The sequence below is a fragment of the Lysobacter sp. Soil_C_15 genome (assembly GCF_057657315.1).
Window position 1 is genome coordinate 467,786 of sequence record NZ_JBDGIR010000003.1, and the last position, 15,136, is coordinate 482,921.

Consider the following 15,136-nt stretch of genomic DNA (forward strand, 5'->3'; position numbering starts at 1 on the left):
GCCGCTTATCGAAACCGCGTTCCATCTCGACCAAAGCGGTATGTCCGTGGACGAGAGGGACGATGCGTGGCTTCGCTCGGCGCCGATCGCCGCTGGGCGTTCGACGCGTCCCCTGTCGCGGCTCACGCCGCTCCTACTGGGTGCGGACTCAAATCGATTGCATGCGGCCGCCGTCGACGGCCAGGCTGACGCCGTTGACGTAGCCGGCGGCCGGCGAGCACAGGAAGGCGATGCAGGCGGCGATCTCGCCGGGTTCGGCGAAGCGCTGCGCCGGCACGGTCTTGCGCATCGCCTCGATCACTTCCTGCTCGGACTGGCCGCTGTTGCGCGCGCGGTCGGCGATGATCTGTTCGATGCGCCCGGTCTTGGTGTAGCCGGGCAGGACGTTGTTGACGGTGATGCCGTCGGCGGCCAACTCGCGCGACAGGGTCTTGGCCCAGCTGGCGACCGCGCCGCGGATGGTGTTGGACACGCCCAGGCCGACGATGGGTTCGCGTACCGAGGTCGAGATCACGTTGACGATCCGCCCCCAGCGCGCCGAGCGCATGCCCGGCAGCACCGCGCGCACCAGGGTGTGGTTGGCGATCAGATGGCGCTGGAAGGCATCGAAATAGGCCGCGTCGGCGGCGGTATGGGCCGGACCGCCCGGCGGGCCGCCGGTGTTGTTGACCAGGATCTGCACCGGCTTGCCGGCCGCGAGGGCCTCGACCTGAGCCGCCAGGCCGGCGGCGTCGGCGACGTCGGCGGCGATCCAGCCGTGCGCCTGCGCGCCCTGGCGCGGCAAGGCCGCGGCGACCTCGGCCAGGGCCTCGGCCCGGCGCGCCAGCACGGTGACGTCGCAGCCGAGCAGGGCCAGTTCGTGCGTGGCGGCGCGGCCGATGCCTTCGGAGGCGCCGCAGACCAGGGCGTGCTTGCCGCTGAGGTTCAGATCCATACGCAGTCTCCGATTCGTTCGATTCGATTCGCTCCGACGACGCTCCCGGCCGACCTTGGCGGGGCGTCCTTGGACCGCGCAACCGCGCGCCGATTCATTCGGCCAGTCACTCGGCCGCTCACTCGGCCTGCGCGGTGCGCTCGCGCATCAGCGCGGCGATGGCGCGGCTGTCGTCGCGATCCTGCGCCTGCAACCGCGCGACGACGCTGTCGCGGTTGGCCTGGGGATGGTTCTGGCTGAGCTTGAACTTGAGTTCGATCCGTTCGACCAGGAAGCGGAATCCGACGATGCCGCGCAACTGGCGGCGGTGGTCGTCGCGTTCGAACTCGAAGCGCCAGTCGCTGCCGAGGCGGGCTTCGTGGCGGCGGCTGAGGTCGTCGATCAACTGCGCCAGTCCTGCTTCGTCCTCGAAGGTCCGCAACTCGCCGTGCAGATGGGCCAGGGCGTAGTTCCAGGTCGGCACCCGCGCCGCGCTTTCCTTGTCCGGGTACCAGCCCGGCGAGACATAGGCGTGCGGGCCCTGCAGCACCACCAGCGCCGGGCCGGCGTGGCGCGCCTGCGGGTTGGGCCGGGCCCAGTGGCCGCGCAATTCGATCCGCTCGCCCTCGCGCCGGTACAGCAAGGGCAGATGGCTGACCTCCGGCGCGCCCTCGCGCACCGTGATCAGGCTGGCGAAGTCGTAGGCGTCGGCCAGGCGGTCGAGCGCGCCCAGGTCGGTTTCGGCGAATGCGCGGGGCAGGTACATGGCCGGGCTCAGTGCCGTTGCGGCAGCTTCTGGATCATCAGCGCGGCCAGGCCCTGGTCGTCGCCGGCGCGCGGCGGCGCCAGTTCGGCCAGGGCGAAGCCGCGCGCTTGCGCGTCGTCCTCGTCGAGGCCGTCCAGCTCGACGAACTCGGCGTCCATCAGCGCGGCGCGGGCGGTGTCTTCGCTGTCGTAGGGCAGGGTGTTGCCGTCGCTGTCGAAGACCTCGGCGGTGCCGGCCTCGCGCACCCGCAGCCGGGCCCAGATCACGGTGCGGCCGAGGGTGGCCAGCCACCACTGCTCGCTGCGGGAAGCGCCGGCGTCGCCGGCGCTGGAGATTTCGGATTCGCTCATGACACCACCATGGAAAGCAGCCACAGCAGGCCGGCGCAGGCCAGTGCGGCGAAAACGGTCAACAGGGAGATCCGCGCCGGCGTCGCCAGCCCGTCGAGGTTGCGGTCGCCGGCTTCGCGGTAGCGGCTGCCGAGCAGCCAGCGCCAGGCCTGCGGGCTGACGAACGCGGCCTCGCCGAGTTCGCCGCGCAGCGAGGGGTGGCGGTCGCGCAGATGCACCAGCGCCAGCGGCCAGAAGATCGCGAACGCGCACGCGGCGGAGATCGCGATGCCGACGAAGGTCAGGGCCAGGAACAGGATCACTCGCTGCCTCTCGATGAGGCGCGGGGAGCGCGTTGCCGGCCGCTCGCCGCGCACGACGGTGATCGTCGTCCCCGCGAAGGCGGGGATCCAGAGACTTCGCCGCGCGGTCGCGACGAAGCCCTGGGTTCCCGCTTTCGCGGGAACGACGGCTGGGAGCGGACGCAGCCGCTCCGGCGTACTCAGAACTCGGCGCTGCCCGGGGCGCGCGGATAGGCGATCGCGTCGCGGATGTTGGCCAGGCCGCAGACATAGACCACCAGGCGCTCGAAGCCCAGGCCGAAGCCGGCGTGCGGCACCGTGCCGTAGCGGCGGAAATCTCGGTACCAGCCGTAGTGCGCCGGATCCAGGCCGAACTGGGCCATACGCGCGTCGAGCACGTCCAGGCGCTCCTCGCGCTGGCTGCCGCCGATGATCTCGCCGATGCCCGGGGCCAGCACGTCCATCGCCGCGACGGTCTTGCCGTCGTCGTTGAGGCGCATGTAGAAGGCCTTGAAGTGCTCGGGGTAGTTCAGCACCACCACCGGCCGGCCGACGTGTTCCTCGGTCAGCCAACGCTCGTGCTCGGTCTGCAGGTCCAGGCCCCATTCGACCGGGAACTCGAACTTCTTGCCCGACTTCTGCAGCAGCGCGATCGCATCGGTGTAGTCGATGCGCTCGAACGGCGAGTTGATGAAGGCTTCCAGGCGGCTGATCGCGTCGGGCTGGACGCGTTCGGCGATGAAGGCCATGTCGTCGCCGCGCTCGTTCAGCACCGCGCGGAACAGGTACTTGAGGAAGTCCTCGGCGACCTGGGCGTTCTGCATCAGGTCGGCGAAGGCGATCTCCGGCTCGATCATCCAGAACTCGGCCAGATGGCGGGTGGTGTTGCTGTTCTCGGCGCGGAAGGTCGGGCCGAAGGTGTAGACCTTGCTCAGCGCCAGGCAGTAGGCCTCGACGTTGAGCTGGCCGGACACGGTCAGGAAGGTTTCCTTGCCGAAGAAGTCGCGCGAGAAATCGACCGCGCCGTCCTTGCCGCGCGGCAGGTTGGCCAGGTCCAGGGTCGAGACGCGGAACATCTGCCCGGCGCCTTCGGCGTCGGAGGTGGTGACGATCGGGGTGCTGATCCAGTAGTAGCCGTTCTCGTGGAAGTACCGGTGCACGGCCTGCGACAGGCAGTGGCGGATCCGGGTCACCGCGCCGAACAGGTTGGTGCGCGGGCGCAGGTGGGCGAACTCGCGCAGGTACTCCAGCGAGTGTTGCTTGGGCTGCATCGGGTAGGTCAGCGGGTCCTCGACCCAGCCGACCACTTCCAGCTTGCTGGCCTGGATCTCGAAGCTCTGGCCCTGGCCCTGCGAGGCGACCAGGGTGCCGGTGGCGATCACCGAGCAGCCGGTGGTGAGGTGCTTTACCTGGTCTTCGTAATTGGCCAGGGCGTTGGTCGCCACCACCTGGATCGGCGCGAAGCAGGAGCCGTCGCTGACGTTGACGAAGCTCAGACCGGCCTTGGAATCGCGCCGGGTGCGCACCCAGCCGCGTACCGTGACCTCGCCGCCCGCCGGAACCTTGCCTGCGAGTGCCTGTTCGACGCTTACCACCGTCATGTCGTGCCGCCTTAGCGCGTTGCGTGTGAGGGAGGGCGATCATAACGGATGGCGCCGGCCGCACGCGCCGGAGGGCAGGGTCCGGCGAACTGCGGCGGCGGTCACGGCGCCGCCCCGGGCCCGGCGGCACGGGCCTGAACCCAGGCTTGAACCGGCCCGGTCAGCCGCCATATCGGGTACAGCCGGCCGCGGCCGGGCTGATAACATGAATCCGGCGTCGCGATCCGCTGCGCCGACCCTCCACCGCAAGCTCCAAGAAACCACCAAGAAGCCCCGTCCATGGCCGTCACCCTCGCTCCCGCCGCTCTCGCCCGCGTCCAGCACTTCCTGGCCGAATCGCCCGGCACGCTGGGGCTGCGCTTCGGCGTGACCAAGACCGGTTGCTCGGGCTGGCAGCACACCGCCGACCTGGCGCGCGAGGCGCGCGAGGGCGACACCGTGTTCGAGCAGGACGGCGTGCGCATCTACGTCGACCCGATCAGCCTGCCGCTGGTCGACGGCACCCGCATCGACTTCCTCAAGCAGGGCCTGGGCGAGATGTTCGTGTTCCAGAACCCCAACGCCACCGCCGAGTGCGGCTGCGGCGAAAGCTTCACCACCTCCGCCGACGCGGCCTGAGGCGCGGGCGCGCGGCCGGCGGCGATCGCCGCAGGGCATCGCGCCTGGTTGGGCCGGTCCGAATCGGCGCGCCAGCTTCGAGGCGCTTCGTTCGGCGCGCCAGGTTTCGGCGCCCGGCCCAACTTTCGCCATAAGGCGCCGCCGGCGCCGCGGGCTAGACTCGGAGACTGTTTCCCGGGGAACCCGCCATGCTTCGACCCGTTCTGCTCGCCGCCGCGATCGCGGCCGGCCTGGCCCTGCCCATCGCCGCCGCTTCCGCCCAGGCCGAGCCGGCCGCGGTCCAACGCAACGCCAGCGCGCAAGCCCTGCACGCCCTGTTCGACGAGGAATGGCAGCGCGGCCTGCGCGAGAACCCGGAAGGCGCGACCTTCAACGGCGACAAGCGCTACAACGACCGCTGGAGCGATGTCGGCCTGGCCGCGATCCAGGCCCGCCAGGCCGCCGACCGCGCCGCCCTGGCGCGGCTGAAGGCGATCGACCGCAGCCGCCTGTCGGAGGCCGACCAACTCAATTACGACGTGTTCGCCTGGAACCTGGAGAAGTCGGTGCAGCGGCAGCGTTTCCGCGAGTACCTGATCCCGGTCGGGCAGAGCGGCGGCGTGCAACTGGCCGACGGCATCCTGGAAGCGCAACCGTTCCAGACCGTGAAGGACTATCGCGACTGGCTGGCGCGCCTGCGCGGCCTGCCGGCCCTGATCGAGCAGAACCAGGCGCTGATGCGCGAGGGCGTCAAGGCCGGCATCGTGCCGCCGAAGGTGCTGATGCAGCGGGTGCCGGCGCAGATCGCCAAGCAGATCGTCGACGACCCGGCCCAGAGCCCGTTGTACAAGCCGTTCGCGCGCTTCCCCGAAGGCGTGCCGGCGGCCGAGCGCGAGGGCCTGCAGCGCGAAGCGCAGCAGCTGATCCGCGAGCGGGTGGTGCCGGCCTACCGCGACTTCGCCGCCTATTTCGACAAGGAGTACCTGCCGGCCGCGCGCCAAGGCATCGCCGCCAGCGAGCTGCCCGACGGCAAGGCTTACTACGACTTCCTCGCCGCCGATTTCACCACCACCGACCTCAGCGCCGAGCAGATCCACCAGATCGGGCTTAAGGAAGTGGCGCGGATCCGCGCCGAGATGGAGAAGGTCAAGGCCGAAGTCGGCTTCAAGGGCAGCCTGGCCGAGTTCTTCGCCCACCTGCGCAGCGACCCGAAGTTCTTCCATAAGACGCCGGAGGCGCTGCTGACCGCCTATCGCGCGGTGTCCAAGCGGATCGATCCGGAGCTGGTCAAGATCTCCAAGAAGATTCCGCGCCAGCCCTACGGCGTGCGCCCGATCCCCGACAACGTCGCCCCCGACACGACCACGGCCTATTACCTGCCGGGCGCGGTCGACGGCACCCGCGCCGGGTTCTATTACGTCAACCTGTACAAGCCCGAGACCCGGCCGACCTGGGAAATGATTCCGCTGTCGCTGCACGAGGCGGTGCCGGGCCACCACTTCCAGTTCGCCAGCGGCCTGGAACTGGCCGATGCGCCGATGTTCCGCCGCACCGGCTATTTCGTCGCCTACGGCGAGGGCTGGGGCCTGTACGCCGAGCGCCTGGGCTACGACATGGGCCTGTACGACGACCCCTACGACCGCATGGGCCAGTTGGCCTACGACATGTGGCGGGCGGTGCGGCTGGTGGTCGACACCGGCATGCACAGCAAGGGCTGGAGCCGCGACCGGGCGATCGCCTTCTTCCTCGACAACGCGCCCAAGACCGAGCAGGACGTGGTCAACGAGATCGACCGCTACATCGGCTGGCCGGGCCAGGCCCTGGCCTACAAGATCGGCCAGCTGAAGATCTCCGAATTGCGCGAGCGTTCGCGCCAGGCCCTGGGCGAGGGCTTCGACCTGCGCGAGTTCAACGACGAGGTGCTGGCGACCGGCTCGGTGCCGCTGGCGGTGCTGGAGAAGCACATCGATGCCTGGATCGCGCGCAGGAAGGATGGTCTCGGGCGGAAGTGAGACTCGGGACTCGGGACTCGGGACTCGGGACTCGGGGCTGGGGGCTGGGGGCTGGGGGCTGGGGGCTGGGATTCGCTCGGGGGCGGCCCGCGCAGGCTAGAAGTGCGGCGATTTGCCCTGCAAGGCCCGGGCTGCCATACTTTCCGGCTCCCGCGCGGCCTCAGGCCGGGCAGGGGACCTTGCTCCACCGCGCCGTTGCGGCGTTGGGGGGCTGAACCGGGCCGCCGTCGGCGGTCCTTCATCCACAAGGAATCACACCATGCGTCATTACGAAGTCGTGTTCCTGGTCCATCCGGACCAGAGCGAGCAGGTGCCGGCCATGATCGAGCGCTACAAGTCGCTGATCGAAGGCGGCGAGGGCAAGATCCACCGTCTCGAAGACTGGGGCCGCCGCCAGCTGGCCTACCCGATCGAGAACCTGGTCAAGGCCCACTACGTCCTGCTCAACATCGAAGTCACCCAGACCGTGCTCAACGAGCTGGTCGACGGCTTCCGTTTCAACGACGCCGTCCTGCGTCACCTGGTCATGAAGCGCGACGAAGCCGACACCGAGCAGTCGCTGATCATGAAGTTCAAGGACGAGAAGGGCGACAAGCCCGAGCGCGGCGAGCGCCGTCGTCGTGACGACGACAGCGACAACGCTGTCGGCACCGCCGACAACGCCGACGACAACGCCGAAGCCGCCTGAGGATCGCCCCCATGTCCAAGTTCTTCCGCCGCCGCAAGTTCTGCAAGTTCACCGCCGAGGGCGTCAAAGAGATCGACTACAAGGATCTCAACACCCTGCGCCAGTACCTGACCGAGACCGGCAAGATCGTGCCGAGCCGCGTCACCGGCACCAAGTCGAAGTACCAGCGCCAGCTGGCCACGGCCGTCAAGCGCGCCCGCTTCCTGGCCCTGATCCCGTACACCGACAACCACAACGCCTAACGGCGTTGCAGGAGCGAGTGGCGGCTCCGCCGCCTGGAGGAGTGAGAAAAGAGAGAAGCCTTTTGCTTTCGCTCGCTCCTCGCTTCTCCGCACTCACTCCTCGCTTCTTCGGACAGCGAATCCTGCTGCGGGCCTACAGGCCCGCTAACGAATACGGAGCAATCCCATGCAACTGATCCTCCTGCAGAAGGTCACCAACCTCGGCAACCTTGGCGACAAGGTCAACGTCAAGCCGGGCTACGGCCGCAACTTCCTGGTGCCGCAGGGCAAGGCCGTGCCGGCCACCGCCGCCAACCTGGCCGAGTTCGAAGCGCGCCGCGCCGAGTACGAAGCCAAGGCCAAGTCGCTGCTGGACGGCGCCGAAGGCCGCAAGGCCAAGCTGGAAGGCGTCGAGATCACCGTCTACGCCAACGCCGCCACCGAAGGCAAGCTGTACGGTTCGGTGACCCCGCGCGACATCGCCGAGGCGCTGACCAAGGCCGGCCACCCGGTCGAGAAGTCGGAAGTGATCATGGGCGAAGGCCCGATCCGCCGCACCGGCGAATACGACGTGCTGCTGCACCTGCACGCCGACGTCGAAATCACGGTCAAGGTCACCGTCGCTCCCGAAGCGGCCTGATCGGTCCGACCGCGGCATGCGAAGGGCGCCTTCTGGGCGCCTTTCGTTTTTGCGGCGCAGGCGCGGGCGAGTCTCAGCCTGGGCGACCCGGTCGGGCGATAGAAGGGCGAGTTGTCCACGCCTTATCCACAGCTTCGCCACAGGTCCGCTACAGAGCTGTCTGCAACTCCCGCCGGCGCATCGCGTCTACGATGCCGCTTCACGCGGCATGTTTTCACCAGGCGCGCCCGGTTTCCCGTTCTTCGTCCGGCGACGCGCCGCGGCGGGATCGCGGCCGGTGCGCCCGTAATCCCTTCCGAGTCCGTGCGGCTCGTCCGGTCGCCGACCCGGCCGCCGCCATGCTGAGCAGAGGAACGCCTTCCCGATGAGCGCACGATCCGGTTTCCGCGGCGAGAAGCGTTTCGAGACCCGCGCCGAACAGCGCGTCGACCAGTTGCGGGTGCCGCCGCAGTCGGTCGAGGCCGAGCAGGCGGTGCTCGGCGGCCTGATGCTGGCGCCGGACGCCTACGACCGCATCGCCGACCAACTGGTCGAGGAAGACTTCTACCGCCGCGACCACCAGCTGATCTACCGCGCGATCCGCGAGTTGGCCGAGCGCAGCCGGCCGTTCGACGCGGTGACCCTGGGCGAATGGTTCGACTCGCAAGGCCTGTCCGAGCAGGTCGCCGGCGGCGCCTACCTGATCGAACTGGCCAGCACCACGCCCTCGGCGGCCAACATCGCCGCCTACGCCGAGATCGTTCGCGACAAGGCGGTGATGCGCAAGCTGATCGAGGTCGGCACCGAGATCGTCAACGACGGCTTCCAGCCCGACGGCCGCGACAGCGGCGAGATCCTGGCCAAGGCCGAGCAGCAGGTGTTCGCGATCGCCGAAGCCGGCGCCCGCGGCCGCACCGACTTCACCCCGGTGACCAAGGCCTTGTCGGAAGCCTTCGACGTGCTGCAGACCCGCTACGCCAACGGCGGCGCGGTCACCGGCCTGCCGACCGGCTACACCGAATTCGACGAGATGACCGCCGGCCTGCAGAACACCGACCTGCTGATCCTGGCCGCGCGTCCGGCGATGGGCAAGACCACCTTCGCCCTCAACATCGCCGAGCACGTCGCCTTCCGCACCAAGAAGGCGGTGGCGGTGTTCTCGATGGAAATGTCGGCCAGCCAGCTGGCCCTGCGCCTGATTTCCTCGGTCGGCCGGGTCAACGCCCAGCGCCTGCGCTCGGGCCAGCTCGAGGACGAGGACTGGGCCCGCGTCACCGGCGCGATCCGCCAGCTGCGCGAGGTCAAGATCTTCATCGACGACACCCCGGGCCTGTCGCCGGAAGTGCTGCGCGCCAAGTCGCGCCGGCTCAAGCGCGAGCACGACCTGGGACTGATCGTGATCGACTACCTGCAGCTGATGTCGGTGCCGGGCAACAGCGAAAACCGCGCCACCGAAATCTCCGAGATCTCGCGCTCGCTCAAGCACCTGGCCAAGGAGCTCAACCTGCCGGTGATCGCGCTGTCGCAGCTCAATCGCTCGCTGGAACAGCGCGCCGACAAGCGCCCGGTGATGGCCGACCTGCGCGAATCCGGCGCCATCGAGCAGGACGCGGACATCATCATCTTCATTTACCGCGACGACTACTACAACAAGGAAACCTCGCCGGACAAAGGCCTGGCCGAGGTCATCATCGGCAAGCAGCGCTCCGGCCCGACCGGCTCGCTCAAGCTCAAGTTCTTCGGCGAATACACCCGCTTCGACAACCTCAGCCACGATTCGATCGGTTCGTTCGAGTAGGCCGGCGCGAGCGGGTCCGCACCGCGATAGCCGGCGTTCGTCCCGCCGCCCCGACTACAGGCACTGGCCGCGCGGCGGCGCCCGGCTATGCTCGGCGCCGGCGGACCGTTCCAGGTCCGCATGCGCCCCATGGAGGCCTGGATGTCGATGTTTTCCCTGCTGCTTGCGGCCGCAAGCGCCGCCGCGCCGACCGCCCCGGCGGCGCCGCCCGAGCCGGCGACGATCGCCGCGATCGAGGCGACCTGTTTCGACTACCTCGACGGTCAGCTCGAAGCCGATCCGCAACGGGTCGCGCGCGCCCTGCACCCGGACCTGGCCAAGCGCGCGGTGATCGGCGATACCCCGTACGAGCGCCTCGGGCTGCGCCGCATGTCCAAGGAAGAGCTGGTCGAGCTGACCAAGCAGGGCGCGCTGAAGACCCCCAAGGCGCAATGGAACCGCAGCTGCCGGGTGCTCGACGTGGCCGGCAACGCCGCCGCGGTGCGCGCGGAAACGCCGTGGTTCGTCGACTACTTCCACATGGGCCGTTTCGACGGCCGCTGGATCATCGTCAACGCGCTCTGGCACAGCAAGCCGCGCTGAGCGCGATCGCGCCGCCCGGCTCGGCCCCGCGGCGGTCCGCGCCGGGAACCGATGCGGATAACGTGTTCGCTGGAGTGGGCCGGGCCGTCTTCGGCCCGGCGCCGGCCCCGGGGCGCCGCCGCCAATCAGTGATGCCGCGCACGTTGTCGCAAATGCGCCGCGTCCTTGCGCATCGCCATCGCATCGCTGCATCGCCCGTTCAGCTGCATCGCGCTAGCCTGCTGCGCGATGCCGCCGCTGCGCGTCGCGCACCGCCGAACGCTCGGCGATTGACGTGTTCGTGACGCAGCGCGGCGCATCGTATCACTCGATTCTTTCCTCCCTTCCATCGGTGCGTCCATGAACTCCAACCTGAAATCCACCTTCGCGATCGTGCTGATGTCCTGCGTCGCGGCGACCGGCGTCGCCGGCGCCCAGAGCAAGTCCAAGAAGACCCCGCGCTGCTACGACGTCGAAGTGCAGCGTCCCAAGCAGATCAAGGACCAGCACAAGATCACCGGCACCGCGATCGGCGCGGTCGCGGGCGGCCTGCTCGGCAACCAGGTCGGCGGCGGCAACGGCAAGAAGCTGGCTACGGCGGCCGGTGCGGTCGGCGGCGCGCTCGCGGGCCGCAAGATCCAGGAGCACCAGCAGAACAAGACCGAGACGGTGATCGAGCGTCGCTGCGACTGAGCCTGAGCGCTCACGAGCGGGCGCATAGGCGCTAGCGCAGCGGGAGCGGGTTCGTCGCTCCGTGCTTGCCCAAGCCGCGCGCTCCTGCCGATCGTTCCAGGCTCGACATCGAAGCCGCGCGGGCGTTTGTCCGCGCGGCTTTTTGTTCTCGCCGTCGTTCGGTTGGAGAAGTGGGGCAGGGGGATGGGCCCGCCGCAGCGTTCGTCGCTTCCCGCGGGTTCGCGGTCGCGGCTTGTGACCGGAGGAAATCCCGTGGGACGCCGCTCCCACCCCTGGTGTGCGGCAATGGGCGTGGCGGTGCGATGGATGGAGTCGCGCAGGCCGCCGGTCGCGGCTTACGCCGCTCCTACAAGAGCATCCGCCGCGCGGGCATTCGCCGCGCAGCAATGTTTCGCGCGACTGCCCCGCGCTACCGTCATTCCCTCCGCGCTGCTGCTGTTCTCCCCCTTTGAAAAAGGGGGGCAGGGGGGATTTGCTCCTGCCACGCGCCCCCACCCCGCAACCGACGTCCCCGGCTTTGCCCGTCCTGCACAAGCGCAGCGACTTCACATTCAGCTCATCGGCGCGCCGGCGGCGCTCGCTAGAATGCGGCGCATGGCACGACCGACTTGCGCAAGCATCCACACCGACGCCTTGCGTCATAACCTCGCCCAGGCCCGGGCGCTCGCCCCCCACAGCCGGGTCATGGCGGTGGTCAAGGCCGACGGCTACGGCCATGGCCTGGAGCGCGTCGCCCGCGCCCTGGAAGGCGCCGACGCCTTCGGCGTGGCGGCCCTGTCCGACGCCGACCGGCTGCGCGCCGCCGGCCTGTCGCAGCCGATCGTGCTGCTGTCGGGCTTCGACGAGGCCGACGACCTGCCGCAATTGCGCCGGCTCGGAGTCGAATCGGTGGTCCACCATCCCAGCCAGATCGAGATGCTCGAGCAGGCCGGCCCCGGCGAGCCGATCCGCTGCTGGCTCAAGGTCGACAGCGGCATGCACCGGCTCGGCTTCGCCCCCGACCAGGTGCGCCAGGCGCATGCGCGCCTGCGCGAGGCGGCGGCGGTCGCCGACGGGATCGTGCTGATGAACCATTTTGCCAGCTCCGACGAGCTCGACCCGGCCCAGGCCGGGCATGGCCAGACCCGCGCCCAACTGCGCGCCTTCGCCGCCGCGACCGAAGGCCTGGACGGGCCGCGCTCGCTGGCCAATTCGGCCGCGGTGCTCGGCTGGCCGGATGCGCATGCGCAGTGGATCCGCCCGGGCGGCTTGCTGTACGGGATCAGCGTGGTCGAAGGCCGCACCGGCGCCGATTTCGGCCTGCGCCCGGCGATGACCCTGTCGACCCGGTTGATCGCGGTCAACCGGGTGCGCAAGGGCGAAAGGATCGGCTACGCCGCGACCTGGGAATGCCCGGAAGACATGTGGATCGGCGTGGCCGCGATCGGCTACGGCGACGGCTACCCGCGCGCGGCGCCGTCCGGCACCCCGGTGCGAGTCGCCGGGCACGACACCCAGGTGATCGGCCGGGTGTCGATGGACCTGATGACCATCGACCTGCGCGGCGTGCCCGGGGCCAAGGTCGGCGACCCAGTGCTGTTGTGGGGACCGGAACTGCCGGTCGAACGCATCGCGCAGGCCAGCGCCACCATCGGCTACGAGCTGACCTGCTCGATCACCCGCCGGGTGCGCTTCGTCGAGAGCTGAGCTCGGCGCTCGGCTGCGCGCGGCGACGGGGGCGGGCTTGGCCCGGCCTCATGGCGCGGGCTGTCGAAGGCCTTGCCGTTTGCGCATCGGTCCGCAGCGCGCAAGCGCGGGTCGTGAGCCGGCAGCGGCGGAGCCCGGTCGCGAGCCGGGTTTATCCGGCTGGACGGTCTCAACCTCGACGGTCCCGACCGGCTGGTCGCGCCGGTCGTTCGCGATCGATCCGCATGCAGAGAGGCGCCGGGCACGCCTTGCCCCGCCGCTCGCCGCCTGCTGGGTCCTGGCCGGGCCGCTGCGGGGCCAGGCTGCGTCGCCTGGCGCGCCGCTGGGCCTGCCTAGCCGAATAGACAGAAACGCGTAAACGCAACGTCCACCCTACAGCGGCCAGAAGCGTCGAATTCATCATTGTAAATTTGTGATTTAAGTCACAAATTTACAGATTTCCTGAGGGGTTTCACTCATTCCCGTGCGGCGTCCGATGCGGCTAGCGTCGGAGTGCGTCGCGGCCCAGACCGCGGCGTATCGCTACCGGCCCGGCGCGATCGGGCCGCCTTTCATCTCGGGGAGTCACGAATGAAGCAACGCAAGTTGGTGTGTGCGCTGGGCCTGGGTCTGTCCGTACTGGCGGCATCGAACCTGGCCGCCGCGCAGGGGCCGGATCCGAACCGCGTGTGGGTCAAGTTCAAGCAGTCGGCCCAGCGCGACAGCGTGCGCCAGGCGCTGCAGGCCGGCGGCGGCGCGATCCACTACCAGTTCGACAAGCTCAACGCGTTCGTGGCGACCCTGCCGCCGCAGGCCCAGCAGGCGCTGCGCAACAATCCCAACATCGCCTCGGTCGAGCCCGACCTGCCGCGCTATCCCTCGGCCCAGTCGGTGCCCTACGGCATCGACAAGGTGCAGGCGCGCGACGTCTGGGACGCCAACCGCGACGGCACCATCGACGCAGGCGCCGCGACCGGCGCGGGGATCAAGGTCTGCGTGATCGACTCGGGCATCAACTCGGCCCACGAGGACTTCGCCGGCATCAGCATGACCGGCTATCCGACCGGCTGGAACAACGACACCTGCGGTCACGGCACCCACGTCGCCGGCACCATCGCCGCGGCCAACAACGCCACCGGCGTGGTCGGCGTCAGCCCGGGCAAGGTCTCGCTGCACATCGTCAAGGTGTTCGGCACCAACGGCTATTCCGGCGAGGGCCAGTGCTCCTGGACCTACAGCTCGACCCTGGTCGACGCGGCCAACCGCTGCGCCAGCGCCGGCGCCAAGATCATCAGCATGAGCCTGGGCGGCGCCGGCAGCTCGACCACCGAGCGCAACGCGTTCCAGAGCATCGCCGACCAGGGCATCCTCAGCATCGCCGCGGCCGGCAACGACGGCAACGCGACCCTGAGCTATCCGGCGTCCTATCCGAGCGTGGTCTCGGTGGCTGCGGTCGATTCGAACAACGCCAAGGCCGATTTCTCCCAGTACAACAGCGAGGTCGAGCTGTCGGCGCCGGGCGTGGCCGTGCACAGCACCTTCCCGCTGGCCGACGACCCGCTCAAAGTCGGCAACAGCAGCTTCGCGATGAACCCGGTCGACGGCTCCAAGCAGGCCACCGCCAGCGCGGGCTGGGTCAACGGCGGCCTGTGCAGCGCCGGCAGTTCGAGCTGGCGCGGCAAGGTCGTGCTGTGCCAGCGCGGCACCAACAGCTTCCTGGAGAAGGTGCAGGCGGTGCAGAAGGCGCGCGGCGTCGGCGTGGTGATCTACAACAACGTCGACGGCGCGCTGCATGCCACCCTCGGCGTCACCGCGACCGGTGCGGCCAATCACAGCACCATCCCGGCGGTCGGCATCGCCAAGGCCGACGGCGAGGCGATCATCGCCGGCCTGTCCGGCCAGAGCGCGACCGTCGACACCGTGCCGCAGGCCAGCAACACCGCCTACGTCGACATGGACGGCACCTCGATGGCGACCCCGCACGTGTCCGGCGTGGCCGCGGTGGCCTGGAGCGCCAAGCCGACCGCGACCGCGCAGCAGGTGCGCGATGCGCTGGCGGTGACCGCGATCGACCTGGACGCGCCGGGCCGCGACGACAACACCGGCTGGGGCCTGGTCCAGACCCAGGCGGCGATCGCCGAGCTGCAGTCGCAGTAAGCAGAAACGAGGCGGCGGCTGCGCCGCCTTGCAGGAGTGAGGAACGAGCGGGCTCGCGACGCTCGTCCTTGCTCCGACAGTCAGGGGAAGCGCCAGGGACGCAGGGGGGGTACTCCTGCGTCCCTGTTTCGTTCCGACGCAACACAACGCCCCCGGGCTTCCACTCGTTCCTCACTCCTCTCCACTCGTTCCCCGCTCATGCATACTGCCCCTC

15 protein-coding genes are annotated in these 15,136 nt (G+C 69.4%); 10 read left to right on the plus strand and 5 right to left on the minus strand.

Annotated elements, in window-relative coordinates; all coding sequences use genetic code 11:
• Positions 1–148: 148 nt before the first annotated feature.
• The 5 genes from AC3A57_RS09980 to asnS form a co-directional block, all read right to left on the minus strand.
• Entirely contained in the window at positions 149–934 is a 786-nt protein-coding gene (locus tag AC3A57_RS09980; RefSeq protein ID WP_487578771.1) for an SDR family NAD(P)-dependent oxidoreductase, read from the minus strand.
• Positions 935–1,052: 118 nt separating this feature from the next.
• Positions 1,053–1,679 carry an FMN-binding negative transcriptional regulator gene (locus AC3A57_RS09985; RefSeq protein WP_487578772.1) on the minus strand — a complete coding sequence of 209 codons (627 nt, stop codon included), beginning with the start codon at positions 1,677–1,679 and terminating at the stop codon, positions 1,053–1,055.
• An 8-nt stretch (positions 1,680–1,687) separates the two neighbouring features.
• Complete coding sequence (locus AC3A57_RS09990) at positions 1,688–2,014, minus strand: hypothetical protein (protein WP_487578845.1); 327 nt, start codon at positions 2,012–2,014, stop codon at positions 1,688–1,690.
• Positions 2,015–2,025: 11 nt separating this feature from the next.
• Complete coding sequence (locus AC3A57_RS09995; RefSeq protein ID WP_487578773.1) at positions 2,026–2,331, minus strand: hypothetical protein; 306 nt, start codon at positions 2,329–2,331, stop codon at positions 2,026–2,028.
• Between the two features lie 179 nt (positions 2,332–2,510).
• On the minus strand, positions 2,511–3,911 hold the full coding sequence (asnS, locus tag AC3A57_RS10000) for an asparagine--tRNA ligase (RefSeq protein ID WP_487578774.1): 1,401 nt from the start codon (positions 3,909–3,911) through the stop codon (positions 2,511–2,513).
• A gap of 279 nt (positions 3,912–4,190) precedes the next feature.
• Between asnS and AC3A57_RS10005 the strand changes: the two genes are divergently transcribed.
• From AC3A57_RS10005 to AC3A57_RS10050, 10 genes are all read left to right on the plus strand, one after another.
• Positions 4,191–4,529 (plus strand): HesB/IscA family protein, encoded by a 339-nt coding sequence (locus AC3A57_RS10005; RefSeq protein WP_221672757.1) that lies wholly within the window; start codon positions 4,191–4,193, stop codon positions 4,527–4,529.
• 188 nt (positions 4,530–4,717) lie between these two features.
• Positions 4,718–6,520 (plus strand): DUF885 domain-containing protein, encoded by a 1,803-nt coding sequence (locus tag AC3A57_RS10010; protein ID WP_487578775.1) that lies wholly within the window; start codon positions 4,718–4,720, stop codon positions 6,518–6,520.
• 259 nt (positions 6,521–6,779) lie between these two features.
• Positions 6,780–7,208: a 30S ribosomal protein S6 gene (rpsF, locus tag AC3A57_RS10015; protein WP_064748257.1), complete on the plus strand. Its 429-nt coding sequence runs from the start codon at positions 6,780–6,782 to the stop codon at positions 7,206–7,208.
• Positions 7,209–7,219: 11 nt separating this feature from the next.
• A complete protein-coding gene (rpsR, locus tag AC3A57_RS10020) occupies positions 7,220–7,450 on the plus strand; it encodes a 30S ribosomal protein S18 (RefSeq protein ID WP_031372470.1) in 231 nt (76 codons plus the stop codon).
• 166 nt (positions 7,451–7,616) lie between these two features.
• The gene (gene rplI, locus AC3A57_RS10025) at positions 7,617–8,069 is read left to right on the plus strand and encodes a 50S ribosomal protein L9 (RefSeq protein WP_487578776.1); all 453 of its coding nucleotides are present in this window, start codon (positions 7,617–7,619) and stop codon (positions 8,067–8,069) included.
• A gap of 364 nt (positions 8,070–8,433) precedes the next feature.
• Positions 8,434–9,846, plus strand: a complete 1,413-nt coding sequence (locus tag AC3A57_RS10030) for a replicative DNA helicase (RefSeq protein ID WP_064748255.1) — start codon at positions 8,434–8,436, stop codon at positions 9,844–9,846.
• A 141-nt stretch (positions 9,847–9,987) separates the two neighbouring features.
• Positions 9,988–10,428, plus strand: coding sequence for a nuclear transport factor 2 family protein (locus AC3A57_RS10035; RefSeq protein WP_487578777.1), 441 nt, complete (start codon positions 9,988–9,990; stop codon positions 10,426–10,428).
• Between the two features lie 339 nt (positions 10,429–10,767).
• Complete coding sequence (locus tag AC3A57_RS10040) at positions 10,768–11,100, plus strand: glycine zipper 2TM domain-containing protein (protein ID WP_487578778.1); 333 nt, start codon at positions 10,768–10,770, stop codon at positions 11,098–11,100.
• Positions 11,101–11,694: 594 nt separating this feature from the next.
• Positions 11,695–12,786 carry an alanine racemase gene (gene alr / locus AC3A57_RS10045; protein ID WP_487578779.1) on the plus strand — a complete coding sequence of 364 codons (1,092 nt, stop codon included), beginning with the start codon at positions 11,695–11,697 and terminating at the stop codon, positions 12,784–12,786.
• Between the two features lie 570 nt (positions 12,787–13,356).
• The gene (locus tag AC3A57_RS10050; protein WP_487578780.1) at positions 13,357–14,922 is read left to right on the plus strand and encodes a S8 family serine peptidase; all 1,566 of its coding nucleotides are present in this window, start codon (positions 13,357–13,359) and stop codon (positions 14,920–14,922) included.
• Positions 14,923–15,136 lie beyond the last annotated feature (214 nt).

Excerpts from the sequence above, each read along its gene's own strand:
- AC3A57_RS09980 (WP_487578771.1), bottom strand. The coding sequence starts at position 934 with ATGGATCTGAACCTCAGCGGCAAGCACGCCCTGGTCTGCGGCGCCTCC.
- AC3A57_RS10040 (WP_487578778.1), top strand. The coding sequence starts at position 10,768 with ATGAACTCCAACCTGAAATCCACCTTCGCGATCGTGCTGATGTCCTGC.
- AC3A57_RS10030 (WP_064748255.1), top strand. The coding sequence starts at position 8,434 with ATGAGCGCACGATCCGGTTTCCGCGGCGAGAAGCGTTTCGAGACCCGC.
- alr (WP_487578779.1), top strand. The coding sequence starts at position 11,695 with ATGGCACGACCGACTTGCGCAAGCATCCACACCGACGCCTTGCGTCAT.
- AC3A57_RS10005 (WP_221672757.1), top strand. The coding sequence starts at position 4,191 with ATGGCCGTCACCCTCGCTCCCGCCGCTCTCGCCCGCGTCCAGCACTTC.
- rplI (WP_487578776.1), top strand. The coding sequence starts at position 7,617 with ATGCAACTGATCCTCCTGCAGAAGGTCACCAACCTCGGCAACCTTGGC.
- rpsR (WP_031372470.1), top strand. The coding sequence starts at position 7,220 with ATGTCCAAGTTCTTCCGCCGCCGCAAGTTCTGCAAGTTCACCGCCGAG.
- AC3A57_RS10010 (WP_487578775.1), top strand. The coding sequence starts at position 4,718 with ATGCTTCGACCCGTTCTGCTCGCCGCCGCGATCGCGGCCGGCCTGGCC.
- asnS (WP_487578774.1), bottom strand. The coding sequence starts at position 3,911 with ATGACGGTGGTAAGCGTCGAACAGGCACTCGCAGGCAAGGTTCCGGCG.
- rpsF (WP_064748257.1), top strand. The coding sequence starts at position 6,780 with ATGCGTCATTACGAAGTCGTGTTCCTGGTCCATCCGGACCAGAGCGAG.
- AC3A57_RS09985 (WP_487578772.1), bottom strand. The coding sequence starts at position 1,679 with ATGTACCTGCCCCGCGCATTCGCCGAAACCGACCTGGGCGCGCTCGAC.
- AC3A57_RS10035 (WP_487578777.1), top strand. The coding sequence starts at position 9,988 with ATGTCGATGTTTTCCCTGCTGCTTGCGGCCGCAAGCGCCGCCGCGCCG.
- AC3A57_RS10050 (WP_487578780.1), top strand. The coding sequence starts at position 13,357 with ATGAAGCAACGCAAGTTGGTGTGTGCGCTGGGCCTGGGTCTGTCCGTA.